This window comes from Paenibacillus alginolyticus DSM 5050 = NBRC 15375 (genome assembly GCF_000422905.1).
Taxonomy (GTDB): Bacteria; Bacillota; Bacilli; order Paenibacillales; family NBRC-103111; genus Paenibacillus_E; species Paenibacillus_E alginolyticus.
On the sequence record NZ_AUGY01000103.1, the window covers coordinates 1 to 25,503 of the forward strand.

Annotated in this window: 22 protein-coding genes and 3 pseudogenes; 11 read left to right on the forward strand and 14 right to left on the reverse strand. The window is 42.9% G+C overall.

The genetic code is table 11. The annotated features are described in order from the left end of the window. A pseudogene (locus tag G519_RS0132025) lies at positions 1-196 on the reverse strand (IS110 family transposase); the annotation flags it as partial. 368 nt (positions 197-564) lie between these two features. Beyond that, the gene (locus tag G519_RS0132035; protein WP_029198125.1) at positions 565-2,496 is read right to left on the reverse strand and encodes a fructose-bisphosphatase class III; all 1,932 of its coding nucleotides are present in this window, start codon (positions 2,494-2,496) and stop codon (positions 565-567) included. Between the two features lie 388 nt (positions 2,497-2,884). Between G519_RS0132035 and G519_RS0132040 the strand changes: the two genes are divergently transcribed. Continuing rightward, complete coding sequence (locus G519_RS0132040) at positions 2,885-3,295, forward strand: HNH endonuclease (RefSeq protein ID WP_036634585.1); 411 nt, start codon at positions 2,885-2,887, stop codon at positions 3,293-3,295. A gap of 726 nt (positions 3,296-4,021) precedes the next feature. Here the strand turns inward: G519_RS0132040 and G519_RS48085 are convergent. Then, positions 4,022-4,912, reverse strand: a complete 891-nt coding sequence (locus tag G519_RS48085; protein WP_051253865.1) for an alpha/beta fold hydrolase — start codon at positions 4,910-4,912, stop codon at positions 4,022-4,024. Further along, positions 4,909-5,532, reverse strand: a complete 624-nt coding sequence (locus G519_RS0132050) for a TetR family transcriptional regulator (RefSeq protein WP_029198127.1) — start codon at positions 5,530-5,532, stop codon at positions 4,909-4,911. Before G519_RS0132050 ends, G519_RS48085 begins: the two co-directional genes overlap by 4 nt. A gap of 587 nt (positions 5,533-6,119) precedes the next feature. Here G519_RS0132050 and G519_RS53765 point away from each other — a divergent pair. Continuing rightward, positions 6,120-6,311 carry a DUF3973 domain-containing protein gene (locus G519_RS53765; protein WP_029198128.1) on the forward strand — a complete coding sequence of 64 codons (192 nt, stop codon included), beginning with the start codon at positions 6,120-6,122 and terminating at the stop codon, positions 6,309-6,311. A 272-nt stretch (positions 6,312-6,583) separates the two neighbouring features. Here the strand turns inward: G519_RS53765 and G519_RS45535 are convergent, their stop codons facing one another. After that, complete coding sequence (locus G519_RS45535) at positions 6,584-7,093, reverse strand: hypothetical protein (RefSeq protein ID WP_051253866.1); 510 nt, start codon at positions 7,091-7,093, stop codon at positions 6,584-6,586. A 137-nt stretch (positions 7,094-7,230) separates the two neighbouring features. Beyond that, positions 7,231-7,893: an HAD family hydrolase gene (locus tag G519_RS0132065; RefSeq protein WP_029198129.1), complete on the reverse strand. Its 663-nt coding sequence runs from the start codon at positions 7,891-7,893 to the stop codon at positions 7,231-7,233. A 595-nt stretch (positions 7,894-8,488) separates the two neighbouring features. Between G519_RS0132065 and G519_RS0132070 the strand changes: the two genes are divergently transcribed. Then, positions 8,489-9,376 carry an AbiTii domain-containing protein gene (locus G519_RS0132070; protein ID WP_029198130.1) on the forward strand — a complete coding sequence of 296 codons (888 nt, stop codon included), beginning with the start codon at positions 8,489-8,491 and terminating at the stop codon, positions 9,374-9,376. 338 nt (positions 9,377-9,714) lie between these two features. After that, a pseudogene (locus G519_RS45540) lies at positions 9,715-10,978 on the forward strand (IS110 family RNA-guided transposase). Positions 10,979-11,595: 617 nt separating this feature from the next. On the opposite strand, the gene G519_RS53770 reads toward G519_RS45540, so the two are convergent. Continuing rightward, the gene (locus tag G519_RS53770; RefSeq protein ID WP_161632970.1) at positions 11,596-12,042 is read right to left on the reverse strand and encodes a DKNYY domain-containing protein; all 447 of its coding nucleotides are present in this window, start codon (positions 12,040-12,042) and stop codon (positions 11,596-11,598) included. 286 nt (positions 12,043-12,328) lie between these two features. Here G519_RS53770 and G519_RS45550 point away from each other — a divergent pair, with 286 nt between their 5' ends. The 4 genes from G519_RS45550 to G519_RS0132100 are packed head-to-tail and all read left to right on the forward strand — an operon-like array spanning position 12,329 to position 15,189. Beyond that, positions 12,329-12,769: a DUF6431 domain-containing protein gene (locus G519_RS45550; RefSeq protein WP_244280293.1), complete on the forward strand. Its 441-nt coding sequence runs from the start codon at positions 12,329-12,331 to the stop codon at positions 12,767-12,769. A gap of 44 nt (positions 12,770-12,813) precedes the next feature. Next, complete coding sequence (locus G519_RS0132090; protein WP_029198132.1) at positions 12,814-14,169, forward strand: DDE-type integrase/transposase/recombinase; 1,356 nt, start codon at positions 12,814-12,816, stop codon at positions 14,167-14,169. Then, entirely contained in the window at positions 14,162-14,962 is an 801-nt protein-coding gene (locus tag G519_RS0132095; RefSeq protein WP_029198133.1) for an ExeA family protein, read from the forward strand. The genes G519_RS0132090 and G519_RS0132095 overlap by 8 nt, the downstream gene beginning before the upstream one ends. Beyond that, a complete protein-coding gene (locus G519_RS0132100; protein ID WP_029198134.1) occupies positions 14,959-15,189 on the forward strand; it encodes a DUF5348 domain-containing protein in 231 nt (76 codons plus the stop codon). Before G519_RS0132095 ends, G519_RS0132100 begins: the two co-directional genes overlap by 4 nt. Before the next feature lie 451 nt (positions 15,190-15,640). Here G519_RS0132100 and G519_RS0132105 read toward each other — a convergent pair whose 3' ends face one another. Continuing rightward, positions 15,641-15,931 (reverse strand): chorismate mutase, encoded by a 291-nt coding sequence (locus tag G519_RS0132105; RefSeq protein ID WP_029198135.1) that lies wholly within the window; start codon positions 15,929-15,931, stop codon positions 15,641-15,643. A gap of 503 nt (positions 15,932-16,434) precedes the next feature. Between G519_RS0132105 and G519_RS52580 the strand changes: the two genes are divergently transcribed. Both G519_RS52580 and G519_RS52585 read left to right on the forward strand, forming a co-directional pair. Further along, on the forward strand, positions 16,435-17,091 hold the full coding sequence (locus G519_RS52580) for a hypothetical protein (protein ID WP_244280294.1): 657 nt from the start codon (positions 16,435-16,437) through the stop codon (positions 17,089-17,091). Positions 17,092-17,118: 27 nt separating this feature from the next. After that, positions 17,119-17,667: a hypothetical protein gene (locus G519_RS52585; RefSeq protein ID WP_051253867.1), complete on the forward strand. Its 549-nt coding sequence runs from the start codon at positions 17,119-17,121 to the stop codon at positions 17,665-17,667. A gap of 158 nt (positions 17,668-17,825) precedes the next feature. Here the strand turns inward: G519_RS52585 and G519_RS0132115 are convergent, their stop codons facing one another. The 4 genes from G519_RS0132115 to G519_RS0132130 form a co-directional block, all read right to left on the reverse strand. Further along, positions 17,826-18,497 carry a GntR family transcriptional regulator gene (locus tag G519_RS0132115; RefSeq protein WP_029198136.1) on the reverse strand — a complete coding sequence of 224 codons (672 nt, stop codon included), beginning with the start codon at positions 18,495-18,497 and terminating at the stop codon, positions 17,826-17,828. A 113-nt stretch (positions 18,498-18,610) separates the two neighbouring features. Continuing rightward, positions 18,611-19,429 (reverse strand): 5-deoxy-glucuronate isomerase, encoded by an 819-nt coding sequence (iolB, locus tag G519_RS0132120; RefSeq protein WP_051253868.1) that lies wholly within the window; start codon positions 19,427-19,429, stop codon positions 18,611-18,613. Between the two features lie 83 nt (positions 19,430-19,512). Continuing rightward, a complete protein-coding gene (locus G519_RS0132125; protein ID WP_029198138.1) occupies positions 19,513-20,679 on the reverse strand; it encodes a M24 family metallopeptidase in 1,167 nt (388 codons plus the stop codon). Between the two features lie 31 nt (positions 20,680-20,710). Further along, positions 20,711-22,036, reverse strand: coding sequence for an MFS transporter (locus G519_RS0132130; protein WP_029198139.1), 1,326 nt, complete (start codon positions 22,034-22,036; stop codon positions 20,711-20,713). 327 nt (positions 22,037-22,363) lie between these two features. On the opposite strand from G519_RS0132130, the gene G519_RS0132135 reads away from it, so the two are divergent. After that, a complete protein-coding gene (locus G519_RS0132135; protein WP_029198140.1) occupies positions 22,364-22,594 on the forward strand; it encodes a DUF5348 domain-containing protein in 231 nt (76 codons plus the stop codon). A 690-nt stretch (positions 22,595-23,284) separates the two neighbouring features. On the opposite strand, the gene G519_RS48090 is transcribed toward G519_RS0132135, so the two are convergent. Further along, positions 23,285-24,757 carry an S-layer homology domain-containing protein gene (locus G519_RS48090; protein WP_051253869.1) on the reverse strand — a complete coding sequence of 491 codons (1,473 nt, stop codon included), beginning with the start codon at positions 24,755-24,757 and terminating at the stop codon, positions 23,285-23,287. A 481-nt stretch (positions 24,758-25,238) separates the two neighbouring features. Continuing rightward, positions 25,239-25,503, reverse strand: a pseudogene (locus G519_RS51735) (hypothetical protein); the annotation flags it as partial.

The window sequence follows — 25,503 nt, forward strand, 5'->3', positions numbered from 1 at the left end:
CTGTTGAAATCTTCTGGAACCAGCTCACAAACAATTCAAAGCCCTCTCGATTGTTTTCAAACGTAATGGACTTTCCGAACTCGACTCCGCGGTTGTCTTGGGCCCTCGCCACATGTTTGAATTTTGCGATGTCGACTCCGACAATTAAGGTAGAAGAAGTGATTTGATTAATTCGTTCATTTTGAGTAGAATGCATGGTGTAGTCTCCTTGGTTAAGTTTTTGGATCTATCGCTGGCCAGCAACTGGGATCCATAAACATCATACCAAGGAGTCTTTTTATTTTTCAAACCTCGTATTTCTACATAATAGGAATGCTGCCCGTTTGTTTAATCGATGGGCTTCCAACTTCCTACAATCCTTCGTGAATGAGATAATGTTCTTTTCAACCGATACCGGTAACCAGTACATATTCTTGGCCTCGATCGGCAATCGGAACAAATTCACCGGCTCCTCCTCCATCCACTTCTTCATACTATCTACAGGATGAAATCCTGCGAATTCATGAGTCTAAGTGAGGAAACTGAATCATTTCGAGGGAGCATAACGCGGCTGTAACAGTTGTTTCATTTCATGTAGCGATATTCCAGGAGATTCTTCAAATTTGAGATTTTCTGCAGCAGCTTCTCCCCGACATTGGTTTCCCTCACCAGCTTCCGCTCCAGTTCTTTGTCCACCAACCTTTTTACAGACAACACGTCCGTTCCGTTACATAACACATCTTCTTTTGAATTAAATTTCTGATGGGCAACGCGCTGCATGCCAAAGGAATTATACAACAAGGTATATCCGGCGATCCCCGTTGTGGATTGATAGGCTTTGGAAAAACCGCCGTCAATAACAACCATTTTCCCGTTTGCTTTAACGGGGTTCTCTCCACGAATTTCTTTAACTGGCGTGTGGCCGTTAATTATATGTCCATGATCAGGATTCATGTCAAACTCCAGAAGGATTTTCCGGCAGATCTCCTCATTTTCACGCAAATGGTAATAAGGGTTCTTTCTCTCCTTATAGGTTTCTTTATCTTGGATAAAGTACCGTTCAAAGGTGGTCATTTCTCTCTTTCCAAAGAGCGAGGAACATTCCCCTGTCCAGATGTACCATACCATATCCGTAGCCAGATCATCCGTCTCTTCCGGATGCGAAAAGGCGTAACGTAAATAATATTCAAAAACATCGAGCAGCTTACGGCCCGAATACGTCTTGTCTTCAATCTGCATTTCTTCCATGTTTCCTTCTTCATCCAAAGGAATACAGCCGTGAAATAACAAATTCCCGTTGTATTTTAGATAAAGGCTGCCCTTTTTCATAAAAAAATTCATATGTCTGGCCAGCTTTTCGGAATGCTGAACGGAGAACAGCAGCTTTTCCATCACCTGCTGTTCTTCCTCCAGCAATTTTTCAGGCTGCTGCGGAATTACGGTTACGAAACAGGTGTTTTCCAGCGGGTAAGTTTTTCCGCCAATCTTGATTTCAGTTTTGTCGTAATCGATTTGCTCAAGCAAGAGCCTTTCAGACATATTAAAGTATGGGCGTCTCTTGATAATAGGGATTTCAAGCTTAAACTGGATCATGGCAATGGCTTGATGAATTTTGGTAATCTGCAGGATTTCCTGCTCCGAACTGTTATGGTCGGTCTGCAGCTTCGGTCTAAAGGCCGGATTGTCATCATAGTATTTCTCCGCCAAGTTCAGCAGTGGGCGAAGATTGATTCCATATACGTCTTCGATGATGTCCAGATTGTCGTATCTGGCACAGATCCGGATAATATTCGCAAGGCAGACCAGGGAACCTGCATAGGCGCCTATCCACAGGACATCATGGTTCCCCCACTGAATATCTACAGAATGGTAGTTAATCAGCGTGTCCATAATTTTATCGGGGTCCGGCCCGCGGTCATAGATATCTCCGACCACATGAAGATGGTCAACCACCAGGCGCTGGGTCGTATAAGCAAGGCCGATAATGAGCTTGTCCGCCTGGCCCAAGGAAATAATTTGCCTGTATATTTCCTCATAATAAGGGTCCTTATTGTTGGTCGAATCCGTCTTGTATAGAAGCTCTTCTACAATATATACAAACTGCTCCGGCAGAGCTTTACGCAATTTCGAGCGCGTATATTTGGAAGAGGCGTAAGAAATGAGCTTAAGCATTTGTTCAATCGTTTGTCTGTACCATCGGTTCAAGGCTTGTTTATTGCACAGGTCCCCTTTAACCAGCTGTATTTTTTCTTCCGGATAATAAACTAACGCCGTAAAATCATTGATTTCATGGTCCGTCCAAGCCTCACGGAACAAGGCTTTGATTTTCTCTTTTACGGTACCCGAACCGTTTCTTAGTACATGCTGAAAAGCCTGGAACTCCCCATGCAAATCACTGACAAAATGCTCAGTTCCCTTGGGAAGATTGGAGATCGCTTCAAGGTTGATGATTTCTGTTACAACTTTTTCTTCCGTATCATATTTCTGGGCCAATAAATCTAGAAACTGCGCATCCAAAACAGATGTCCCCCTTCAAGGAAATATGGTGATGTATAAGAGGTTTTTTAAATGGGGCTAGCCGCGTACCTTTAAGCTTAGTGTAAACAGTATAGGGAAAAACATTAGGTTTCCGAGGTTCTCTTTGGTACTCTTATTAACAGCTATTATAACTGAAACTTCACGCACTATCCTGCCCGTTTGCTTAATGATAAAATCAACATCGAGTTTTAACAGAGCCTAACGAAAAAAGCCCCGCGGGAGCTTTCCCAGCGAAGCTTCTTGTTATCGAGCTGCTAAGGTATTTAACATATCCGATACTCTTCTCGTCTCCAACAGACATAACCACGTATCAAATAAACAAATTGTCTGTGGTTATACTAACTTTAGCCTTAGGAGGCGATTGACTATGATACGAGTACTCAATGTGGATGGCCAAAAACTAACCCCATGTTTACTTCACCGGGCTTGGAGGGAAGTTAATCGAGCCCGTGCAGTCTGGATCGACGAGCAGACAATCCAATTACTTTACAACCCATTTTTATTTCGAGACTATCGAAAAGCTGCATTAAAACGGGATCATTACACTTGTTTGTGGTGTGGACGTCCCGCAACGACTGTAGATCATATTGTCCCTTCAAGCAAAGGAGGCTCAGATCTTCCCCAAAACTTACTCGCTTCTTGCATTGAATGCAACACGAAACGAGGAAACCGTTCAGCGTTCTCATATCTTTTAGAAAAAGTATTTTCCGTGCCGAATTCTATCAAACTCTGTTACCGCATCATTAAAGCTAAACACAACCATCGTCGAGCGAACTGATGTAAGTACTCTTCACCGCCTTGAGGCGGTTTTTATCTTTATAGGGCGTCCAATAGGCATAGTTGTTTCCTAATTGGGGAAGCAGGAGGAGTAAATGCGGTTCATATGCAGGTTGCCGTTTCTTCATGTTTATTGAGCTATCGTTTCCCGGTAGTTGAATTGGAAAGCAACTTAATTTTTTGTCCTAACTTCCCTATTTCTTACAAATGAGAGAATTAAAAAGTTAATCCAGGTTATTATTGGGATAGAAATTACCAACACATAACGACCAGAATGACCAAATCCGAACAGCCTTGCTTCATCGTCTAAACTGTGCAAAACCCACGTTGCTATTACTAAAATTAGTGTATTTATAAAAAAAGCCGATAACATACCTAACCATTTGTTGTTTCTATTTCTTAATATCAGAACAGATAAAATCGTAGAAACCAATAAAGAAAACATGATAATAACGAAATTCACTTCCACACCACCCTAGAATCTTATTTAAGAACACTGCCCGTTTAGCGGAGAAGGCTGCCGATCCATTGCTGTCAGCAGCCTTCTCCAATGTTTATTGAGCTATCGTTTCCGTTAGTTCAGCAGGTATTCTTACGTTGGTTTAACTCCATGAACCATTTACCCTTACTCTAATGAATGGGCTTTTAATTATTGTCGGGGGAATTTATGTGCTGAAAAGGTCGACCTAACGATTACAAGGCTGCCGACACGCGGCAGCCTTGTAACTCAAGAAACCATAAAATCATGAATCGCCTTGTTCACAGCCCCCTTTTTCTCCAGAATAAGACAGTGACCTGCCCCTTGGATCAGGCCAACTGTTGAGCTAGGCAGGGTTCCCACCACCACTTTCATCACTTCACCGGCATCGTAGATCTTCTCCTCTTCCCCAACGAGAAATAAGACGGGTGCCGACAACTTCTTCCATGCGCTCGGCTCTATGACCCTCGGGATCACGGGAAGCTGCGAGCGACCGTGCGAATAGGCGGCGACTACGACGTCCATCACATGCGGAGGAAGGGTGTACCCTTTAGAGCAAAACCAATTCCATGCGCGCTCAATGCGATGTCTGTTTGGTATCAGCATCGCAGGATAGATGTATCTTAATAGCTTAAGCAACGGAATCGGCAAAAAGGTGGCCACCGGAGCCAAAAGCGTCAGCCGTTCAATTCGTTCGGGACGTGCCAACGCATAGTTCGAACAGAACCATCCTCCCATGGAATGCCCGATGAAAGCAGCCTTCTCATAGCCAAGGGAATCGAAAATCTGGTCCATCCACAACACGGCGTCATGCGAAGTTCGTATCCGTTTTCTGGCTTTACTTTTGCCGAAATCCCCTGGCGCATCGATGCAATATGTCCGAAAACCTGACAATGCTTCGATCGTCGGGTACCACATAGCGGAGTTACCTGTCATGCCATGAAACATGAAGACAGGTTTTCCTTCCTTGGGACCGCTCACGATCACATGGCAAGAACCGAATTCGGTTTCGACCTCCATCGTCTCGTGGTCGGTAGGCCAAAACTTCATTAATCGGTCATACGCATTCAGAAATTCCGCATGTCCCGCACTCGACTTGAAGACAGGTAAATAAGTGGCTGCATCATTCATACTTGTCATTTTGATTCCTCCTTATTTAGCGGCATTAAAATCGACCGGCTCATGTCTTCAAGCAATACAAACTGGTTTCCGATCCCAATTCCTTCTGGGCCTGTGATGATGCTTTCCAGAAAAATACCCTCGAGGAACGAAATAAGGAAATGAATGATAGTATCTACCGGAATAGACGGGTTGAATTCTCCCTTCTTCACTCCATCGTGAATTAAGCCGAGGATACTGTAGAACACCGCCTGCCGCCGTTCCTCGTTCCACTTACGGCGAATCGAATCCCTGCGGCCGACGATAAAATATTCGTACATGCTAGGCGAAAGTCCGTTTCCTGCCTCCTTGACACGCCGCTCTTGATCCTGAAGGAACAAACGAAACGTATCCCAACCGCTCTTCGGATTCGGGAGCGCGACATCCTGCGACATGCCCACATACTGTCTTCGCAGCAAATCAAGAAAGACTCCTTCTTTGTTGGAGTAGTACATGTACACTCCACCGAAACTTTTTCCCGATCTCCCGACGATCTCTTTCATGGAGGCGGCTTCAAACCCTTTTTCTATAAATACCTCCCTGGCGGCATTTAAGATTTCGACCCGTACGGCTTCCTTTTGTTGTTCAGAAATTTTCGGCATCGTGAAATAACGCTCCTTGCGTATTATGTAAAAAAAGAGAGTACTCTCGCTTATTATAACGAGAGTACTCTCTTTTTTCAAACACTTTATCCATGCCGTGTTGCACTCACTAGATAATCTCGATTTTACCGTCCTTATAGACGCGGAGATGTGCGATGCGCCAATTCAATGTCGGCGGCAGATCAATTCAACGGACGCACATCCCCCCATCCAAAAATGAATTATGCTGCCCGTTACTTCAACGAATAACGGCAGCCGATTGTGTACCGACTGCCGTTGTGTTGTGATTGAACTATCGTCTCCCGTTAGAGCGTAACAAAGGCTGCGTCGCGGCAGCCTTCTTGGTAATAAGCTATTGAGGAGCTTAAAAAAGGTATATGGAATGATAAGAGATAGAAATTCCCCCCTTATTTCCGTAAGCCTTCATGATGCCCCGATCAATATCGCGATCTCCCATTTTACCCTCGCCTAAATCGGTTGGTTATCTCTTAATTATTAATTTAATAATTATCAGAAAATTCTGTATCTATATTATTCCACATGATCTATGATCAAGTAGGAAGCTATTGTAATAGGGAGGAAATCATATGTATTATTGTCTTAATTGTAACAAAACGCACGAGAAACATTCTGAAACGGGCACTATCTTCTCAAGTGGATTCACTACAATGGAAGACAAGGTAATGAACGTTGGTTATTGTAAAGCTTCCATATCAGCTAAAACTAATTCTGATGCCCTAGAAGAAAAGTTAGCATATCTAAAAAGACACGCTTGTTGATCTTAACACATGAGCTATCAGTTGGAATGGATGGTTTTATATCAAAATCAATCATGAAACGTATCTTGTGAATGGTCTCCAAAAATTCGTTATATAAACTAAGCCCGCACGGTCTATTTCGACTGAGCGGGTTTATTTATATTTTAAACTCTTCTGCCAGTTAGCTGAGAAGGCTGCCGTTCCATTGATGTCGGCAGCCTTCTCCTGATGTTTATTGAGCTATAGTATCCGTTTGCGTAATTAAATTATTTGTAATTCTTTCCTTAAATCTCTTATAAAAGCACCTGCAAATTCTTGCATCTCCAAGTATATCGCCTGGGCTTCTGGCAAGTAACACTCACCTTGCCCAAGTACATAATTCTCGAGTAATCAAGTATCTGTTCCAAGCTTTGCCCCCTTGCAGTACCTGTACATAATGATTTTACGATTAGATACGTCTTTCCTCCCTCAATCATGTGAGCATCATGTAGGAGCTTTCCTTCTAGCGTTTCTGGAATCTCATCCTTCTGAGATTCCCAAGAGGTTTTGACGATTTTTTCGATTCTATCCTCGCCTAACCCTTGCTTCTCTAAATAATCTCTTATTAAATCTTCCCGCAAATAAATAAAACCATGAAAATAACATCCATAATAAATCAAATCTGAGTCCGTAATCTCTGGGTAGTATTTTAACAGTTTATTTGTGGAATTGATTATCCTTTCGATATGGCTCAAATCGTGCATAATGTCCTTATTTGTATAGAATGGGCTGACAAATCCAACAAGACCAGTTAAATTAACCATGTAACCCCCTCCCTAAATACATATTTTACCATATTCTTGTTGGTATTTGCTAAAGAATTCTGCTCGATAGCTGAGAAGGCTGCCGTTCTATGCTGTCGGCAGCCTTCTCTTGATGTCTATTGAGCTATAGTTCGCCGTTAGTTGAAATGTTCAATTAGTGCCTTTAAACTCATTTGTTCCATTGATATCAATTTTAGATCTATGTCTACATCATCGAATTTTAATTCTTTTGTAATTTCGTTGGGAATTACAATACAGTACATCCCAGCTTGCTTTGCAGCTCGAGCACCGTTTGGGGAATCCTCGAAAGCAATTGCCTCGTTAGGCTCGATACCAAAGTAATTTAAAACCTGAAGGTAAAGTTCTGGATCAGGTTTTACCTTTTTAACGTCATCACGAGCACGAATACAATCAAAGTATTCAACTACATTTAAACTCTTTAAATGTTCGTTTACCCAATCCTTGGTGGAGCTTGAAGCTAGCCCTATTTTTAATCCTAAATCCTTAGCAACTTTCAAATATTCTTCTACCCCAGGTCTTATTTTTTCTTTAACAATTAAATTCCCATACTTCATTCTTCTTAAAGTACGAATTTCCTCTCGGTTCAATGGTTTGCCAACACATTCATCAAGATAATCATAAGGATTAAAATTACTGCTGTCTGTTCCTACCCATTGCCCCCACATCTCAATTTTTAATTCTAACCCATGCTCCTCGTATATTTCTTGAAATGCTCTAAACTCAGGTGTTTCTGTATCAAAAATAAGACCATCAAAATCAAATATTATAGCCTTAATCATATCTACTTGTCTCCCTCTTGACCTCGAACTAATTGCGATAGTAATACCAATTCTCCTATAAATTTCATATTCCTTTTTTTTAATTAAACTCCCGTTACTTCAACGAGGCTGCCGATTCATTCATGCCGGCAGCCTCCTTCTGGTTTCTTATTGAACAAACGTTTCCGTTAGTTGAACACAGGCTGCCGTTTTCGGCAGCCTGTTATATGTTCTCTTCAGCAATTTTTATTTCCCGAACCGAAACCTATTGCGTATCCATCCAAGTCTCGGACAGAGAAGTCCTTCCAAGACCCCCAGTCGTGTTCGGTTATCTTTGGTTCGGAGACAATAATTGCACCATTTGTTTTAAGTTCAAGATATAAAGCATCCAGTTCGTCATGGTTTTTTACATAAGCATATGTATTCCAAGTTCCTTTATTAGGTCTAACATACTCAATGTCTTTTGCTTGAATTAATTAATAAAGTTGTTTAAAATGTGGCCATTATCGTTACGCTAACGGCAGTAATGCTCCAATGGGATACAGTAACAATCGCACGTATACTATAATTGATAAATGATGTAATATAATGTAAATGCTATATATTGGAGGATCATATGGATTCACTAGTTCTTGAATTACAGAGAGAAGCATATGACGAAAAAACGGGTGTATCAGCGCTTCTTAGAAAGGCTTATGTAGTAGCGAAAAAGCTTAAAGTTGGTGAACTTGAGACGTGGATACATGATGAACTGAACAGTTACAACGTTCCTTATAACCAACTTCCTGAATACCGGATCATACGTGGGGAAGTAAAAGCGTGGAACCCTTACAATGGTTGGATTCCAGTGATTATTAATGCAGACATATTGGACATCATCAGTCAAAACAAAATATCTCAATCTATACCGGAGATTGAACAATTACTTAAAACAACCTCTGGAAGCACGTTAATGATGCCGCTGCCACATTCCATTCAGGAACAGCTTTCAGAATTAACACAATTTGATACTAAATTCGCTCTACATTTTGGAAAATCCCAAGCTGAACAGATTGTCCATTATGTACGAAATATTATTCTCGAATGGTCTTTAAAGCTTGAGGAAGATGGCATTTTAGGGGAAGGAGTGAGTTTTTCAATGCATGAGAAAGAAGAAGCACAAAAGCAAAATTATACCATTTATAATATCCATGGCAATCACAATCAGATCCAGCAAGACACGGTTCATTCCCAACAATCTATGATGAGCTCAGAAATGAATATGGATGCTGTCCGTGAATTCGTTGCGAGTTTAACCGAGCATTTGGGTCAACTTAAGCTGGATGGGGATAAGAGACAGAAGCTGGATAGTGAAATCATGGCGATTAATACACAATTGAAAGCAGGACCGAAAAAAAACATTCTCCAAGAATCTTTCTCCACTATTCGGAATGTGTTGGAAGGTCTTACCGGAAGTATTATCGCATCCGGATTGATTTATGAACTGGATAAAATCAAGTTCTAAAAATAAATTAGCCAACGAAATATTCGGATTTTTAAACAACTTTATTTCTGACCCGGCCAACAACTAAGGCCGGGTTTTCTGCGTTTTGTGCAGCTGTTTTAAACAACTTTATTATCAAACAACATATAATTAACCTGCCCTTTAGTTTAATGATACCTTTTTAATCCAAATAAGGGGAGGACATTTTTGTCCTCCCCCGATAGTTAATGAGCTATTGTTCTCCGTTAGGATTCCTGTAGAGTGTTAATTTTGCGCTTTGCACAAAAACGAGCGACTCCGGTACGATGGGTTAGTCACGGGTCATTGCCCTTTAGCCATCTTAAGGAGGTCGCTCTATCTTGAAGTTTAAAGCTCAAGCCAAACAAAATCAACTGCTCGAACGCATTTCAACCCAGCACCTTGTCGTCGGCATTGACATCGCCCAGCAGTCCCACGTTGCTCGCGCCGTCAACTTCCGTGGGATCCTGCTCGGTACTCCGCTCCACTTCTCCAACGACGACGCCGGTTTCAGCCTACTGCTGCAGTGGATGAAAGATTTGCAGGAAACGCACCAACTACACGACACCATCATCGGCATGGAACCAACCGGCCACTACTGGCTCAGCCTCGCTGCCTGGCTCAAAGATCGCAGCCTCGAGGTCGTGTTGGTGAATCCTCATCTCGTCAAAAAGAACAAGGAAAACCGCGACAATACACCATCAAAAAGCGACATCAAAGATGCTTTGGTTATCGCCGACATGGTGAAAAACGGCTACTACACCTTCATCAAAGAAACCAGTGAAGTGTTCATGGAACTGCGCGTTCTCATGGCGAACCGGGAGACAATCGTCCATCGTCTCGTCAGCGTCAAGAACCAGATCCACCGATGGGTCGACATTGTGTTCCCAGAGCTGCGGCAGGTATACAAGCACCTCATTGGCTCCGGATCGCTTGCTACACTGCGTCTCTTTCCTACGCCTGCCGATCTTCAAAAACTCACCGTTCGCCAAGTAGTCGACGGCTGGAAAACGGTCATGAAGCGGCACAGTGGTGAACGAAGAGCTGCTGGCTCTGGCAGCCCGCTCGGTCGGCGCCAAGCATGCCGAGAAAGCCTACAATCTTCATCTGCAACAGTTGCTGGCCGAATATGATCTGGCTATGGAGCAGCTGCAGGTAATCGAGAATGAAGTCGCAGCTGCACTGGTCCGGATCCCGCTAGCCGAGCCGCTGCTGGCAATTAAGGGCATGAGTATCCTGTCTGTCGCCGGCATTCTGGGTGAAACTGGCGACCTCAGCGGCTATGCACATGGCAATGCATTGCTACGGCATGCCGGCCTCAACCTAGCTGAAGCGAGCTCAGGCAAATGGAAGGGCCAGATGTCCATCAGCAAACGTGGCCGACCGAGGCTTCGGCATGCCCTGTTCATGGCAACCATGGCCCTCATCATGAACGATGTATCGTTTAAACGACAGCACGAAGTGAATGTTAAGACGAAAAGCATGAAGCCGATGCGCTCTGTTATGAAGCTTTGCGGTAAGCTGGCTCGCCTCCTGGTTGCCATGGCACAGAGCGGCGAAGCTTACGAACCGGATCGAGCTCTTCCTATGAAACAAGTTGCTTAATCGCTTCTCAATTAGCACGAAAAATGGCTTATTCGCAGGATCTCAAGAATTGCACGGAGTACCGGATTGCATTCAACAAAAGGGCACAGACCCGTACCGTTAGGAAGACCGGCCTCCACCGACCGGATAGGCGTAACGAAGGAATGAAAGGGCATTGACCCGTCGAGAAATGGGAGTGAGAGCCTCCGGAGGTACGTGGAGCAGCGTGCAACAGAGCAGTAAAAAAAGGAGCGAAAACTCGCCCCTTCTGTTCCCGCATGCGCTTCGGTTGCCAAATTTGACGGTACATAGCCTCTTCTATCCGGATAGCGATTTATCCATTGGAGAGATCCTGCGAATAAGCGAGCATTCGTGAGAAAACTGCATTGTACTGAGGGAGTTGAATAATGGAATTAGTTTAAATTTTAAAAATTGATCACTTTATCTATTATCTTCAACTAATCTATATCCTTCATAAGTAAGTTTATCAGTTATTGCTTTTCCATTTTCGGAATAAAAAACCGAAGCAGTAATGAAACCATACTTTTTACGATTATACTCGTGCTTATTACGTTCGTATTCTGAAGATTTATCTATCGAATCAGATACAGTACCCAAAAAGCTATTAACAGAAGATGTTATTGTAAAACCCGTACTCTCGATGACTCAAATTTTGAAACATCATCTACATAAAGTGGTAAGTTCCCGCAATAGGCGTCGTCTTTATCTTTTGAATATGGAAATTCTAATGTTTCAAAACTATTAGGGTCTGCATTTATTATTTTAAATATTGACCAGTCCTTTCTCACGTAAATATATACATTATTCTTATCTTTTGCATAACGATATCTCCCTTTGCCGCTAATGATTTGGAATGTATTCGGATCAGACCCTTCTACTTTATTGCTTTTGAAATACACACTTGTGTTATCTCTTGCAAAATCATGGTACTTTAAAATTTTGAATTCATTATTTCTTACACTTATCGGTGTAACTCTTCTACCAACGCCTGTATCATAGGAAACATAGTTCCACGTTCCATTTTCGTAAACAAATCCTGGTTTGTATGAGTTCCACAAATGCAAAATGATAATAAAGCTTGACTGTTTTCGCTACGCCGAAACGTCCGAAACCTGACGGTCTTGCCAGTCCGAGAATTGACGAATATAATGTCCATATCTCAGAAAAGGAAAAGGATGCCTCCTTTACGTGAACTGTGTCCAGCAGCTCACAAGAGACATCCTCAATAAATCAAAGTTGTGATCATTGTAGCAGATTTTTCGCTTGTTGAAAAGGAGCCGGGAACGGGTGTTTTTCGTTAGGAGTACGGCGATCATCCCTTGCCCTTGTTGTGCAGGAGAACTATACGTCATGGGAAGTAGACCTCGGTTATGGGTACTGAACTCGGGGGAGCGCAGGCGCCTTATCATTCGTCGTATGCGCTGTACAAAGTGCCATAAGATTCATCATGAACTTCCGGATCTGCTTGTTCCTTACAAGCATTACGATGCGCAGAGCATTGAAGGTGCTCTTGCGGAGCCTACATATACCGATGTGGCTGCAGATGAATCAACCATTCTTCGCTGGCTATCCTGGTTTACGGCCTGGTCCGTGTATGCAAGCGGCGTTCTTACTTCACTTTCTCTTCGTTTTAACCTACCTGTGGTTCCATCGTCCACGTCATCACAGTCCGTACTCCAAATCCTAGGACGTTTTGTAGGTATGGCATCCTGTTTGCTAGCCAGAGCTGTCCGACCTATCGCCAATTCCCATGCTTGGATCACAGACCCAGTTTGCCTTTTTGTCCGCTAACAGTCAGGTTACACTCGTATCATCCAATAGATGGAGGTATGAGTATGAAACATAACATTCAAGCGGAGGAGCTTGCTGCCCAGCGGTTTCAATTGCTTTCGCCACTTCTCTCTGAAGGGCTCGATCAGGCTAAAAGCAGTCAAATCAAAGCCCAAATCTGCAGAGAAACGGGTCTTTCCGAACGTACGCTTAGGCGTTATCTCAAGGAGTATCAGCAGCATGGTTTTGGTGGATTAAAGCCGAAGCCGCGTGGGAAAAGCCCTCAAACCAGCACGGTTTCCACGGAGGTGCTTGAAGAAGCCATTCTGCTTCGTCGTGAAGTACCGGGCAGGAGTATTCGTCAAATCATTGAGCTATTGGAGTGGGAGAATAAGGTTTCTCCCGGTACCTTAAAGCGTAGCACGTTGCAGGATCATCTGCTAGAACGTGGATACGGGGCCAGACAGCTTCGTATGTATACGAGCAAAGGGGTTGCTGCCCGCCGCTTTCAGCAACGCTCTCGCAATGCGCTTTGGCAGAGCGACATTAAGTTCGGCTCGCACATCATTAGCGCATCGGATGGAACGCGTAAGCAAGCTTACCTTGTGCTGTTTGTGGATGACGCAACCCGTTTTATCGTCCATGGTCAGTGGTACGACAATATGGAACAATTCATTGTCCAAGACGCCTTTCGCCAAGCGATTCTGAAATATGGTGTGCCTGGCGCTGTTTACTTCGACAATGGCAAACAATACCGCACGAAGTGGATGAGTCGAGCCTGCGCCAAGCTTGGTATTCGTCTTCTCTTTACCAAGCCATATTCGCCAGAAAGTAAGGGCAAGACGGAGAGGATCAATCGCTACGTCGATCACTTTCTGGATGAACTAGGGCTGGAGAAGCCGATGACGCTAGACCAGTTAAATACTTGGTTTCAGGCGTGGCTAAGCGAGTGTTACCAAGCTAAGCCGCACTCAGCATTGAAAGATCATGCAAGTCCAGAGGTAGCGTATCGTTCAGATCCACAGGCCCTTCGGTACGTGGACTCCCCCTTGCTTGCCGATGCCTTCCTTCATGCGGACGAGCGTAAAGTGGACAAGGCAGGCTGCATTAGCTTTATGGGCAAAAAATACGAAGTCGGCATTCTGTTTATCGGCCGTAAAGTGCTAGTCATCTATGATCCAGCCGACATCACAGAGCTAACCATTGAATACGAAGGTCATAGTCCATGGAAAGCCTATGAGCTTGTCATCGGGCCACGTGCCGGTACACGTCCACCTCTCCCTGAATCCATGCAGCCAGAGAAGTCGGATCAATCACGACTCCTTCGTGGAGCTAAACAAAAACAGCAGGAACGCAAAGCACATCAAGCACCTGCTGTATCTTACCGAAGCGTGCAGAAGGAGGGGCAGAGCCATGTATGAATCCTTCTACGGCTTAAGCCGTACGCCATTTGTACGCGACATTCCGACGGACGAACTGTACATGCCTACCCTGTTAGACGAACTCTTAGGAAGGCTTGTTTATGCAGCCGAAAGACAGTTATTTGCTGTCATCACGGGCGATTGCGGGACAGGGAAAACAACGGCACTTCGCCGTTTTGCGGCCGAACTGGATGCCTCGAAATTCAAACTGTTGTACCTGTCGGATTCCAAACTGACACCGCGAAATTTCTACAAGGGGATCCTAGAGCAATTGGGATGCGAGTCGAAGTTTTACAGAGGCGATGCCAAGCGTCAACTGCATCATCAGATTGAAATGATGCGTGGCATGCACCGTTTGCAGCCCATTGTCGTGGTGGACGAAGCGCATTTGCTGGATCGAGAGATGCTGGAGGAGGTCCGCTTCCTTCTCAACTTCAAGATGGATGCCCAGAGTCCCATGGCGCTCATTTTAGTCGGTCAAAGCGAGCTTTGGGATAAGCTTCGGCTACAGTCGTATACGGCTATTCGGCAGCGTATTGATTTGCAATGCAAGCTTCCGCATTATGAGCACGCGGAGACCATTGCTTACATCAAACGGCATCTGACCTATGCTGGGGCGACAAGCGACATTTTTACTGACGGAGCCATCGAGGAAATGTACCGTTTCTCAGGTGGCTCAGCGCGTATGCTGAATAAAATTTGCACACATAGCTTGCTTTATGGCGCACAGAGCAGGAAAAACCTAATTGACGATCATATGGTTAAACTCGTCATCCAAGGTGAATTGTCATGAGTAAAGCAACGTGGCACAAGGTGACCTACGATTCGGAATATGACGGGTGGGTCGTTCACATTGACGGAAAGAAATATGGACTTTACTGCGGGGAATGCATGGAACTGCGCATCGGTGATCGTGGCATTCCTTGCAGACTGGAGTTAGACCGAGACTGGTATGTGGTTATGCGGGAAGCAGCTTTTAATCTGAGAAAGAAAGAAACCTACCAAATTCAGTTCGTGTAAGGAAATGGGAAAGTTCCAATTTGGGACTTTCCTTTCATCGTACCTCGCTTGGACAAGATTGTCGGCAGAAGCCGGACAGTGGAGACCGTCAAATAATGGACGTAATGCTTTAGCAGCTACAATATCAAGTTAGCCACAGCTTTAATGCTCTTAGTTGATCTATTAAAACACGCTATTCAAGAAGTTCTTTTGCTCACTGAAGAACAATTCCAGGAGATTTTTGATAAGTTTACAGCCAGTTTGCCCAAGTTTTATAAGGGTTTATTAGGTATTTCAGGGTGAGAAAGTTGAGTAAATAAGTAATTTTTTCTTTTTACTTTTTATACTTTTTATCTTATTATTGACATTATTTTTAAAGCTCTCATATGCTCTTATCATAAAACGGAAATGTCCTCAAGTTCATGTTGTTATCAAAATCACATGAACTTGAGGACATAAAAATCACTTTCAATTAATATTCCAATTTTATAATCAATTCTTGTAATTTAGTTGATTCATCTAAAATTTGTCTAAATATATTTTCTATCATTTTATTGTCAAATGGTCCCATATTATTTTTACTTAGATATTCAAAAATCTCTTCTTCCCTCTTAGCATCGAATGCATGGGATCGTCCAATATGTCGCTTATTCTCACCGATTTGCAGCACAATTTCCGCTCTGCGGTTGAGAAGCTCAAGTATTTTGAAATTAATTTCATCCACCTGATCCCTTAAGCTTTTTATGTCCGCATGAGTATTCACTATGCGTTCCTCCTACTATATTAAATAGTCTCTCGGCATTCGCCGAGGCAGGTGTGACAAGGGTTCCCTCATCTCACCGAAGTTCCAATCCTCCCAAATTTGCGGGAGGATTTTTTGTTGCTCCTACTTCTTACATTGGTAATTTTATTTGAAAAATGGCCTGCCATTTGTCGAAAACACTTGACTTTCTGGAATCACCTCAATAATTGCGACGGAAGGATTTATTTCCTTACTAACCGCCTAAGAGGTGTTTGTTTTGAAGCCTATTTGCATTCCTCATCTTCGATACCAACAGTTTCTACTAGATCAATTTCAAACGCTATTACGGACCTACCTTCGTCATCATTAACAAAGACTGGCCACTTGTTACGAAGTTCTGGATGACCGACCTCTCAACTCTAACAAGGTTACTTCATCACCTTTACAGCAATCGCGGCCCTGAGCCTCGTGACCCTACCTCTATGTTCCGCTCTTTGCTCTTGTTCTTCATGACCAATCCCACGATGGGGATTACAGAGTGGATTAATGAAATGAAGCGAACTCCTCTTTACGCCATCCTCAGCGGGTTTGAAGTGGGTGACGTTCCCGGTGTCGGTACCTTTTACGATTTCTTCAAACGGCTCTGGGCTTCGGGTGATAAACATATTCGTGCTCAAAAACGCAATCGACGTAAGTCTAAACCCAAGAAAGGTAAGAAGGGTGAGAAAGCACCTATAGGGGCGCCTGGACGGATCTCACGTCTGGCGGGCGGGATGCGACATGCTGCCAAGACAACCGACTTGCCTGCCGACAGGTTATTTCATTTCTTCCAAGAGAACATCGTGAACGTTTCCGCTCGCTTTGGATTAATTGGTGATTGTTCTGCACTTTCTGCCACCGGCGATGGAACGCCCCTCGTAACCGCTGCTTACTCACGCAGTAAATCGACTTGTGATTGCCGTGCCCAAGACCTTGCCGAGTGTAACCATCCCCGCATCTACTCTCAGCCCGATTGCAACATCGGGTGGGATAGCTCACGCGAGAAATATTTTAACGGTTACCATCTTTATATGATTTCTGCTGCTGACAGTAAACATGATTTACCGCTTTATCCAAGGCTCCAGCCTGCTTCCCGGCACGACGCTTTGAGTTTGGTCATAAGCTCAGTAGAATTCAAGTAACGTTTCACCTTGGGCAGGGCTGACAAAATGATTCTCGATGCCGCACATGATGCGGAGCCCATTTACTTGCTTCTGGAGCATCAAGGTATGGAACCCTTCATTGATTTAAACGTTCGTTCCAAGAAAAACACACCCGGCAAAGGCGAAAGTGACATTCAAATTTCGCCAACAGGCATTCCGATTTGTCCCAATGGGAATAAGATGAAACCTAATGGTTTTGATAAAAAGCTACATCGACGCAAATGGAGATGCACACCTGCTTGTGGTTGTTCTACCGCCAAATACGGTCGAACCTTTTACACCAAGACAACAGATGATCCGCGCCTGTTTCCTAGAACGTCTCGTGACTCTGAGACATGGAAACTCGTTTACAAACGTCGAACTTCCATAGAGCGCTCCAACAAACGAGAGAAAGTGGATTACAAACTAGAGTCAGGTCGGCATCGCTCCACCATGACGTGGTACATCCGAATCTATGCAACGATGATTTGCCAACACAAGGACGCCTGGTATGTCCACCAAGAACAAGAACTCAAAGGTGTGCGCTTCGAGATGGAAGCGTTCATCGCTGCTTAAAAAATGGAGCTCTCGTAAATTGGTTCCGTCTGCCTATTTTTGAAAATGGTTTTCACTTTCCATTTTTCCCAGCTCAGCTTTGACCCATTTTTCCAGTTTCCTTGTATTCACCCCCACTTAATGCCGAGAGGCTATTTAATGCAAAGGCCATTTTACATTTACAGGAAAAATTTTCTAGTTCTTTGATGAGAATTACTTATATGATTTCGCATGGCCTTCTCTGCCATTTGGTTATTACGCTCTTTAAGAAAACTTAAAATTGCTTGATGCTCATGCCATTCCCTCTTAACCGTTTCAATATCTAAATCTCGACGAGCATAAATTAAGTATCTTTCTATTCTTTGCAAGGATTGTTTAATCAGGTTGCTTAAGTTTTCATTGTGTGCATACTTTAGAATCGTTCCATGAAGCTGTTCATTCATTTTCATTACGGTTTCCAGATTTCCTTTACAAGTTTCAATTGAAAGGAAGCATCGCTTCATCTCTTCATCTAACCAATTTATTTCAGCCTCTGGAATGAGTTGCGTCGCCTTGCGGGCCGCATAACCTTCCAACTCGATACGAATCTCGTATAATTCATCAAGATCCTTCAAACTCATTTCTGCAACGGTAACCCCTTTATAAGGGATAATTTGCACCAATCCTTCGGAAGCCAATCGGGATAACGCTTCACGAATAGGGATGTTGCTAACATTCAACTCACGGGCCATTTGATCAATGTTTACTTTCTCTCCAGGTGTGAGGCTGTAAGAAAAAATTTTTTCTTTAATGAAACTATATATGTCCTCAGTGACTAATTTTCGTTTATTGGAAGATTCATTCTTTTTCAATATTGCCCACCTTAGATACATTATTTATTATGATTATAAATGATTAATTTAGATAACAGCAAGTTAAAACACCAAAAATGTCAAAAGCTATGACTTATCTTGCTTGCTTTTTGTTACTTAAGCCATTTATGATCCGGGTCATCGAACGGTTTTAAATTTCTATCTGTTTCTCCTGCCATAAACCATAAATAGTATAAACGGTATCCACCGGCTGCACTGACAGGATGATATCCCTTTTCAATTGCGAAACTGTCTCCATTTTTTACGATATAGGCTTGATCGATACTTTGATCCTTAGTGTAATACAGTTGAACACCAAATCCTTGATCAGGGTCTATTTGATAATGATACACCTCCTCAAGGTTAGGTTCCTCCGGATAGAATTCCCCATCATGCTTATGTGGCGGATAACTAGACCAATGCCCAACATCATTAAAGGTCTCACCTAATATAATTCGTTGCACCCTATTGTTTCCATTGTCTGCAATAATATCATGTACTTCTCGCTGCCAGGTGTCTTTTCCCCTCTGATTCACAATAATATCATTTGGTCTAACGACAAAAGGCCTAAACTTGTTTTCTGCTTTTACTTTACAAACAGCAATTTGTACATTATTCGTTTGTGCAATTACTTGATACTCTGATTGGCAAGGCATATAAACAGCGGTAGCTTTCCCCTCAAACACATTATTTCTTTCTCCTAGATGACTCCATTTCTCATTTTCGCACGAAATACTCGCTTTACCTGATAAAATTACCAAAGTAGTTTCAAAATCACCGGTTATTCTAGTAAATTCTTCACCTTCATTTAAAGAAATTTTTCCGAACGCAAGATATTTTAAATCTTGATGTTCTTGGATAATATCTTGATACCCTTTAACAACATTTTCTTTGAATAGATGAGACAACTTTACCACTCCTTTGCTTTCCATATCGGAAGGGATCCTAATATTACTTTTATTTATGAATAAAAGCGGTCAAAAATCATGACCGCTTACTTTTAGCTTAAGCACTCTTACCAGTTGTTGTGATAACTAAAGTTTGTCATTGATTCTGCGCCGTCCTTACGGATAACAACACTATCTTCAATTCTCAATCCACCGACTCCAGGAATTAGCAATGTAATGACGTAAGCGAGTGTCTGATTTTCCTGCAGCACCGATTTCATTCCAGGAGCCAGAATAGGCAATTCTTCTTCCGGATCCATACCTAATCCATGTCCGACTCCTCTTCCTTCGCCAGGCGAGTGAATATAACCATATTTAGCCAAGACTTCGTTAGCTGGATAGCTTGCTTCTTCCCCAGTTAAACCTGGACGTAAGTATTTAAATCCAGTTTCATACGCTTCAAGAGCTGCATCGAACATAGCTTCAACTTCTTTAGAAACGCTTCCGAAAGTGGCGCCGCGTGCCATGTCAGAGGCATAACCGTTATATCTGCATCCCATGTCAATTAATAGAGTATCTCCGTCCTTAAGCTTCCGGTCTGTCGGTCTGGCTAGATAAAAATCGGATGAGTTTTCTCCGGTTTGTACCATAATATCGAATGCTACAGTATCTGAACCATTGGCGAACATGGCAAGGTATGCTTGCTTTGTAAGCTCTTTTTCGGTTGCCCCTTCCCGGGCTGCTTCTTTGATTGCTTCAATACCTAAATCCGCTAAATAACCGGCAACCTTCATATTTCGAATTTCATTTTCGCTTTTAATTGACTTCAGAAAGTCAATAATGATTGTAGGTTCAATTTGGATATCCGGTAAAGACTTTTTAATGACACTCCAGAACTCCAAAGCTAAATATTTGTAACCGGCAATACCAACTTTTTTCACATTGCCCGATGCCGCATACTCTTCAAGCACGGGACCGAGATCTTGTCTGATTCCTCGTACGTCTTTAACCACTGAGGCTGCACCGATGGAAGTTAAGCTACTTTCAACAAAAAGAATCGGATCTCCCTTTACCGGTACTATAACTATAGCCGGATAAGGAAATATTCCGTCAAAAGCTCGATAGTTGGATAACCAACGTACGTTGCTCATCCGATAGCTGTCGGACCAAGCAATAATCAGATCATAACCTTCTTTACGCATTTCTTCCTGAGTTCTACGTACGCGGTCCATGTATTCTTCTACTGGAATTTCATGAAGACTAGAGTTTATTGCAAAGCTTGGATTCATGTTCATTTTTACCATCCATCCTTTATTTAGATATCATTTAAGCTTTGAACGATTTTGAATCAGGTGCAGGGCTTGATTGGGAATATTTGGTAATGTCTTTGCGATAAGTTTCAGTAGCTACATATACAGCTACAGAACTGATGATTCCTAAAATAACGACATACACTGCAATCGGCCAATAATGTCCTGCCCAAGTCAGTAATGCGGTAGCAAGAAACGGTGCAGGTCCTCCAATTAAAATACCCGAAAGTTGATAACTAATTGATGCCCCGGTATATCGGGTATTCGTATCAAAACGTTCAGCAATAAAGGATGACATTGGTGCAAATGTTGCGCCGTGACCTACTGCAATCCATAAAATGAGTGCAAGCCATATCAACACAGTATTTTGCGTTTCAACGAGCCAGAAAAAGGGAAATGCAAATAGTACAAAAAATAACGATCCGGCCATAAACACGGGTCTGCGACCAATTTTATCCGATAAAGCACCAAACAAGGGAATCGTGAAGATTTCAACAACAGCTCCCACAGAAATACCCGTTAAAAACATGGTTTTATCCAAGGATAAATATTTAGTTGCGTACAAGAGAACAAATACGTTTGAGATGTAGTAGCTAGCATCGTTAGCAAAGCGGGAACACAAAGCTATCAGTATATCTTTCTTTGATGTCCGCAATACTTCTTTTAACGGATTCTTAGTATGATTACCTGCTTCTTTAGCCTGAATGAATGCAGGCGTTTCCATAACTTTCAAACGGATAAATAATCCCGTAGTGATCAATAGTATGCTTAGCAAGAAAGGAATTCTCCATCCCCAAGACATAAATTGATCTTGCGGAAGCGATGAAAATGCCGAGAAGACTAACGTTGAAAGCAGAAGTCCCACAGGAACACCCATTTGCGGCCAACTACCGTAGAATCCACGTTTTCCCTCCGGAGAATGCTCAATAGCCAACAGGACAGCTCCACCCCATTCTCCACCTACTGCTATTCCTTGTATTACCCTCAGGGATACCAGTAATATTGGAGCCCATATACCAATTTGATTATAGGAAGGCAAAAGTCCAATTGCGAAAGTACCTATCCCCATCAATGCTAAGCAGATGATTAAAGTCTTTTTTCGACCCAATTTATCCCCAAAATACCCGAAAATTATTCCACCCAATGGTCTAGCCAAAAATCCGGCCCCAAATGTTGCAAACGCTAACAATGTACCTATCAGCGGATCAAATTTAGGGAAAAATAAAGAATTGAACACCAAAGCGGCCGCTGTTCCGTAAAGGAACCAATCGTACCATTCAATTGCTGATCCGATTAAACTGGCCATAGCAACTTGTCTCATCTCTTTTTTAGAAAGAGCCATATTTTATCATCCCCAACTATAATTTTTTAGTAACACTGATAAGGCTGAAATTTATCAATCTTTTTTCATTATTCTTACACATAACCCCCTTAATAATGTCACTATCGCGTAAATAATATGCAACCAAAATTAACAACAATCACATGATTCGATGTAATCATGTATGATTTAAATAGATCATACATTATAAGCGCTTACATTTCAACATTTTTTTTAAAATAGCATGATTTGACCCCAAAAAGCACATAGCTTGCTTTATGGCGCACAGAGCAGGAAAAATCTAATTGACGATCATATGGTTAAACTCGTCATCCAAGGTGAACTGTCATGAGTAAACCGAAGTGGCACAAGGTGACCTACGATTCGGAATATGACGGTTGGGTCGTTCACATTGACGGAAAGAAATATGGACTTCACTGCGGGGAATGCATGGAGCTGCGCATCGGTGATCGTGGCATTGCTTGCAGACTAGAGTTAGACCGGGACTGGTATGTGGTTATGCGGGAAGCAGCTTTTAATCTGAGAAAGAATGAAACCTACCAAATTCAGTTCGTCTAAGGAAATGGGAAAGTTCCAATTTGGGACTTTCCTTTCATCGTACCTCGCTTGGACAAGATTGTCGGCAGAAGCCGGACAGTGGAGACCGTCAAATAATGGACGTAATGCTTTAGCAGCTACACTTGACAAAATAAGTCCAATAAATACTAACTTTTTCTTCATCAAAATCAATCCATTCTAAAAAGGTGTATAGCGTCGGTTTCATTTAGTAAATTATACCATGAATTGATAGGATAATTATTCCGTTATACTGCCCGTTAGCCGTACATGCAGTGCAAGATCAGCGCTGCACCACAGAGGATGAAAATGGTTAGATCTGTCAATACTTCTACTAAGGCTGGGAGAAGAAGGTCTTTGAACTATGGTGCCATTAGAGCCCATCCGTTAGTCTGACTCCAACCATCACGGTGCATCACAGACTGTCTCACCCAATACGGGTAGCACTTATGGGAGATTAATCCTTTTTGACTGGTTGCCAGCCTTACCTTTTTTTTCGAAGAAAGATGTTAAACTACCACCCAACTCCATTAGAATCAATCAGAGAGAGTGTTTTTCCTGGGTCTACTTAAATCTGCTCTTTTTTTAGTTTTCGAGCTTTTTAATTTTCATGGGAGTTCAATAACAAAAAATAAACTTAATCCTTGCAGCCTCGGCAGGAAGGATTAAGTTTATTTCCCTATTTTTCGGGCTCTAACGAATATTATCAACCTGTCGAATCGATTTGGAACGGTAATTTTGGACGATCGAGTCAACCTGAGCAGGAGTAAGTACCGTAGTTTTTGCATGATAAACCCAGTCTACGTCCATTTGGTACGTCCTGGTGTCGCTTGACCCCATGAGCGCCTCCGGCATGAACCACAAATTGAAGTTAATCGACATATCGGTTCTGGGATAATACTTTCCTCCATGTGTTGACATAAGTTTTCCATCTAAATAATACTTGATTTCACCGCTTGAAATGGCCATAACCAGAGTATGCCACCCTCTATAAATCCCGGGGTGGGCATTATGAACATTATCCTGGCTCAATGGATTGTTGCTGTACGTGTACCACGAAGTGTTCCACATCGCAGGTTGCGTAACTCCCCATCCCCCGTTGGCCAAGTATTCATAATCCAATTCACTGTAAAGGGGATCATTATCATACCGAAGATCCGAGATTGCGAAAAAGGTCTCGACGATTCCATCCCCGTCGCTACCGGATATTGGCGCATCCGTAAATTTTATTCTTGCAGCGTAAGTACCTTCTCTGAATTTTTTGGAAGAATAAATTTCTGCCTGGCTAGTACCGGTACCAGTTCCATCTGTAGTTGATATCAGTCTTAAGAATTTGTTACACACATTGGTGGGATCGGTTACAAAAGAAATGTTATTGGCTGACCAGGTCGCGCCTGCCGGTCCGGGATCCCCAGAAGAGGACCTTATTTCCCAATCGTTCAAGGCGATTTTAGGGTCATTAGAGCTCATGTAACTAAAATCATCAAACATACTGTATTTGACATTCGGTGGATCTCCGTTCCGATCTTTTGCATTTTCACCATGTTTGCCACCATGATCGTCATTCTGATCGGTGCATGCATAGCCCTCATCATGGTTTTTTCCGGCTTTAATTGCCAGCACCCTTTCAATGACGACGATGGCTTGCGCACGGGTGGTGACGCCGTCAGGAGACAATTCGCCTGGAGCCGTACCAGTGATGATGCCGGCTTTTGCTGCTTCATATAAGTTGCGGTTTATGTCGTAGTCCTGCTTGTAGCCGGTAATGCCTGCTCGCACCGCTAAGAGCGACATTTCCTTGCGCGGGATCGCATTGTTCCAGCTGTCTGTTGAAAAATCCTCAACGTAAATGCCAGCCTGCTTGGCGGCATCCACATATGGTTGATACCAAGAGGCTATGGCTGCCGTCGTTTTCAGTTTTAGCGCTCCCACAAGGAGCTTCATAAACTCGGCCCGTGTCACCTCAGCATCGGGCTTGAACGTGCCATCTTGATAGCCGTCCACATAACCGGCTGTAACCGCCGCTTTGATCTGAACCTCAGCCCAGTGACCTTGGATGTCTCTTAACTTCTCAGAATTGCCGCCATCTACGCTAGCGCTCGGGATCAAAGCAGAAGAAGCAATAATTAGTGAAACTGCGAAGCTGAAAAAAGAACTTTTTTTCATTTTTGCATACCTCATTATGTAATTTATTTATCACTTTTAATGTATCGGTTATGAGTTAATTTTTGTTGAGTCTATCCCAGGTAATTTACCAGTGATTCATTGAGCTAAGTTGCGATAACGGCACTTAAGAAACCATAAATAGCCCATGGCTCCCCCTTCTCTCCCGAGATGATACGCCATTGTTTGTTTCGTGAGGCTACGACACAAACAATGGCGTATCAATATGTCGGCCACCGTGATGTCACATAGAAAATTCATTCGGTAGGGAAAGGTATTTCCTTACCAACTCTTCGGCCTGCGCTATTCCATGGTTAGACAATTATTCAATTTATCGATGTCTAGAAATATACGTTGCGCATTACTGCCCGTTACTTCAATAAACCAAGGAGCAGCTGCCGTAGCCGGTCTGCTCCCTGGTTTGTTGCGCTATTGTTATCCGTTAGCTCAATGATCGGTTCCTATGATGAAAATTCGGAGTTATTCATTCAGTCGTATGGGTAAATATCATTTCTCGAAGTTGCGTTACAACGCTTGGTAAGTATTCTTGGGGATGCAAGGCAATCGCTACTAATACGCTTATTGGTATGGCTGCTATCCATATCAAACTTTTGTATACCCTTGATTTGAATTTTTGAGTAATAAGCAGAGAAATTAACAAAATAGTGGCATTAACAAATAATGTTGCAGGGATACTTACAACTCTTCCCAAACCTGTGTAAGGAAAGAATTCGATCAATAAAAATATG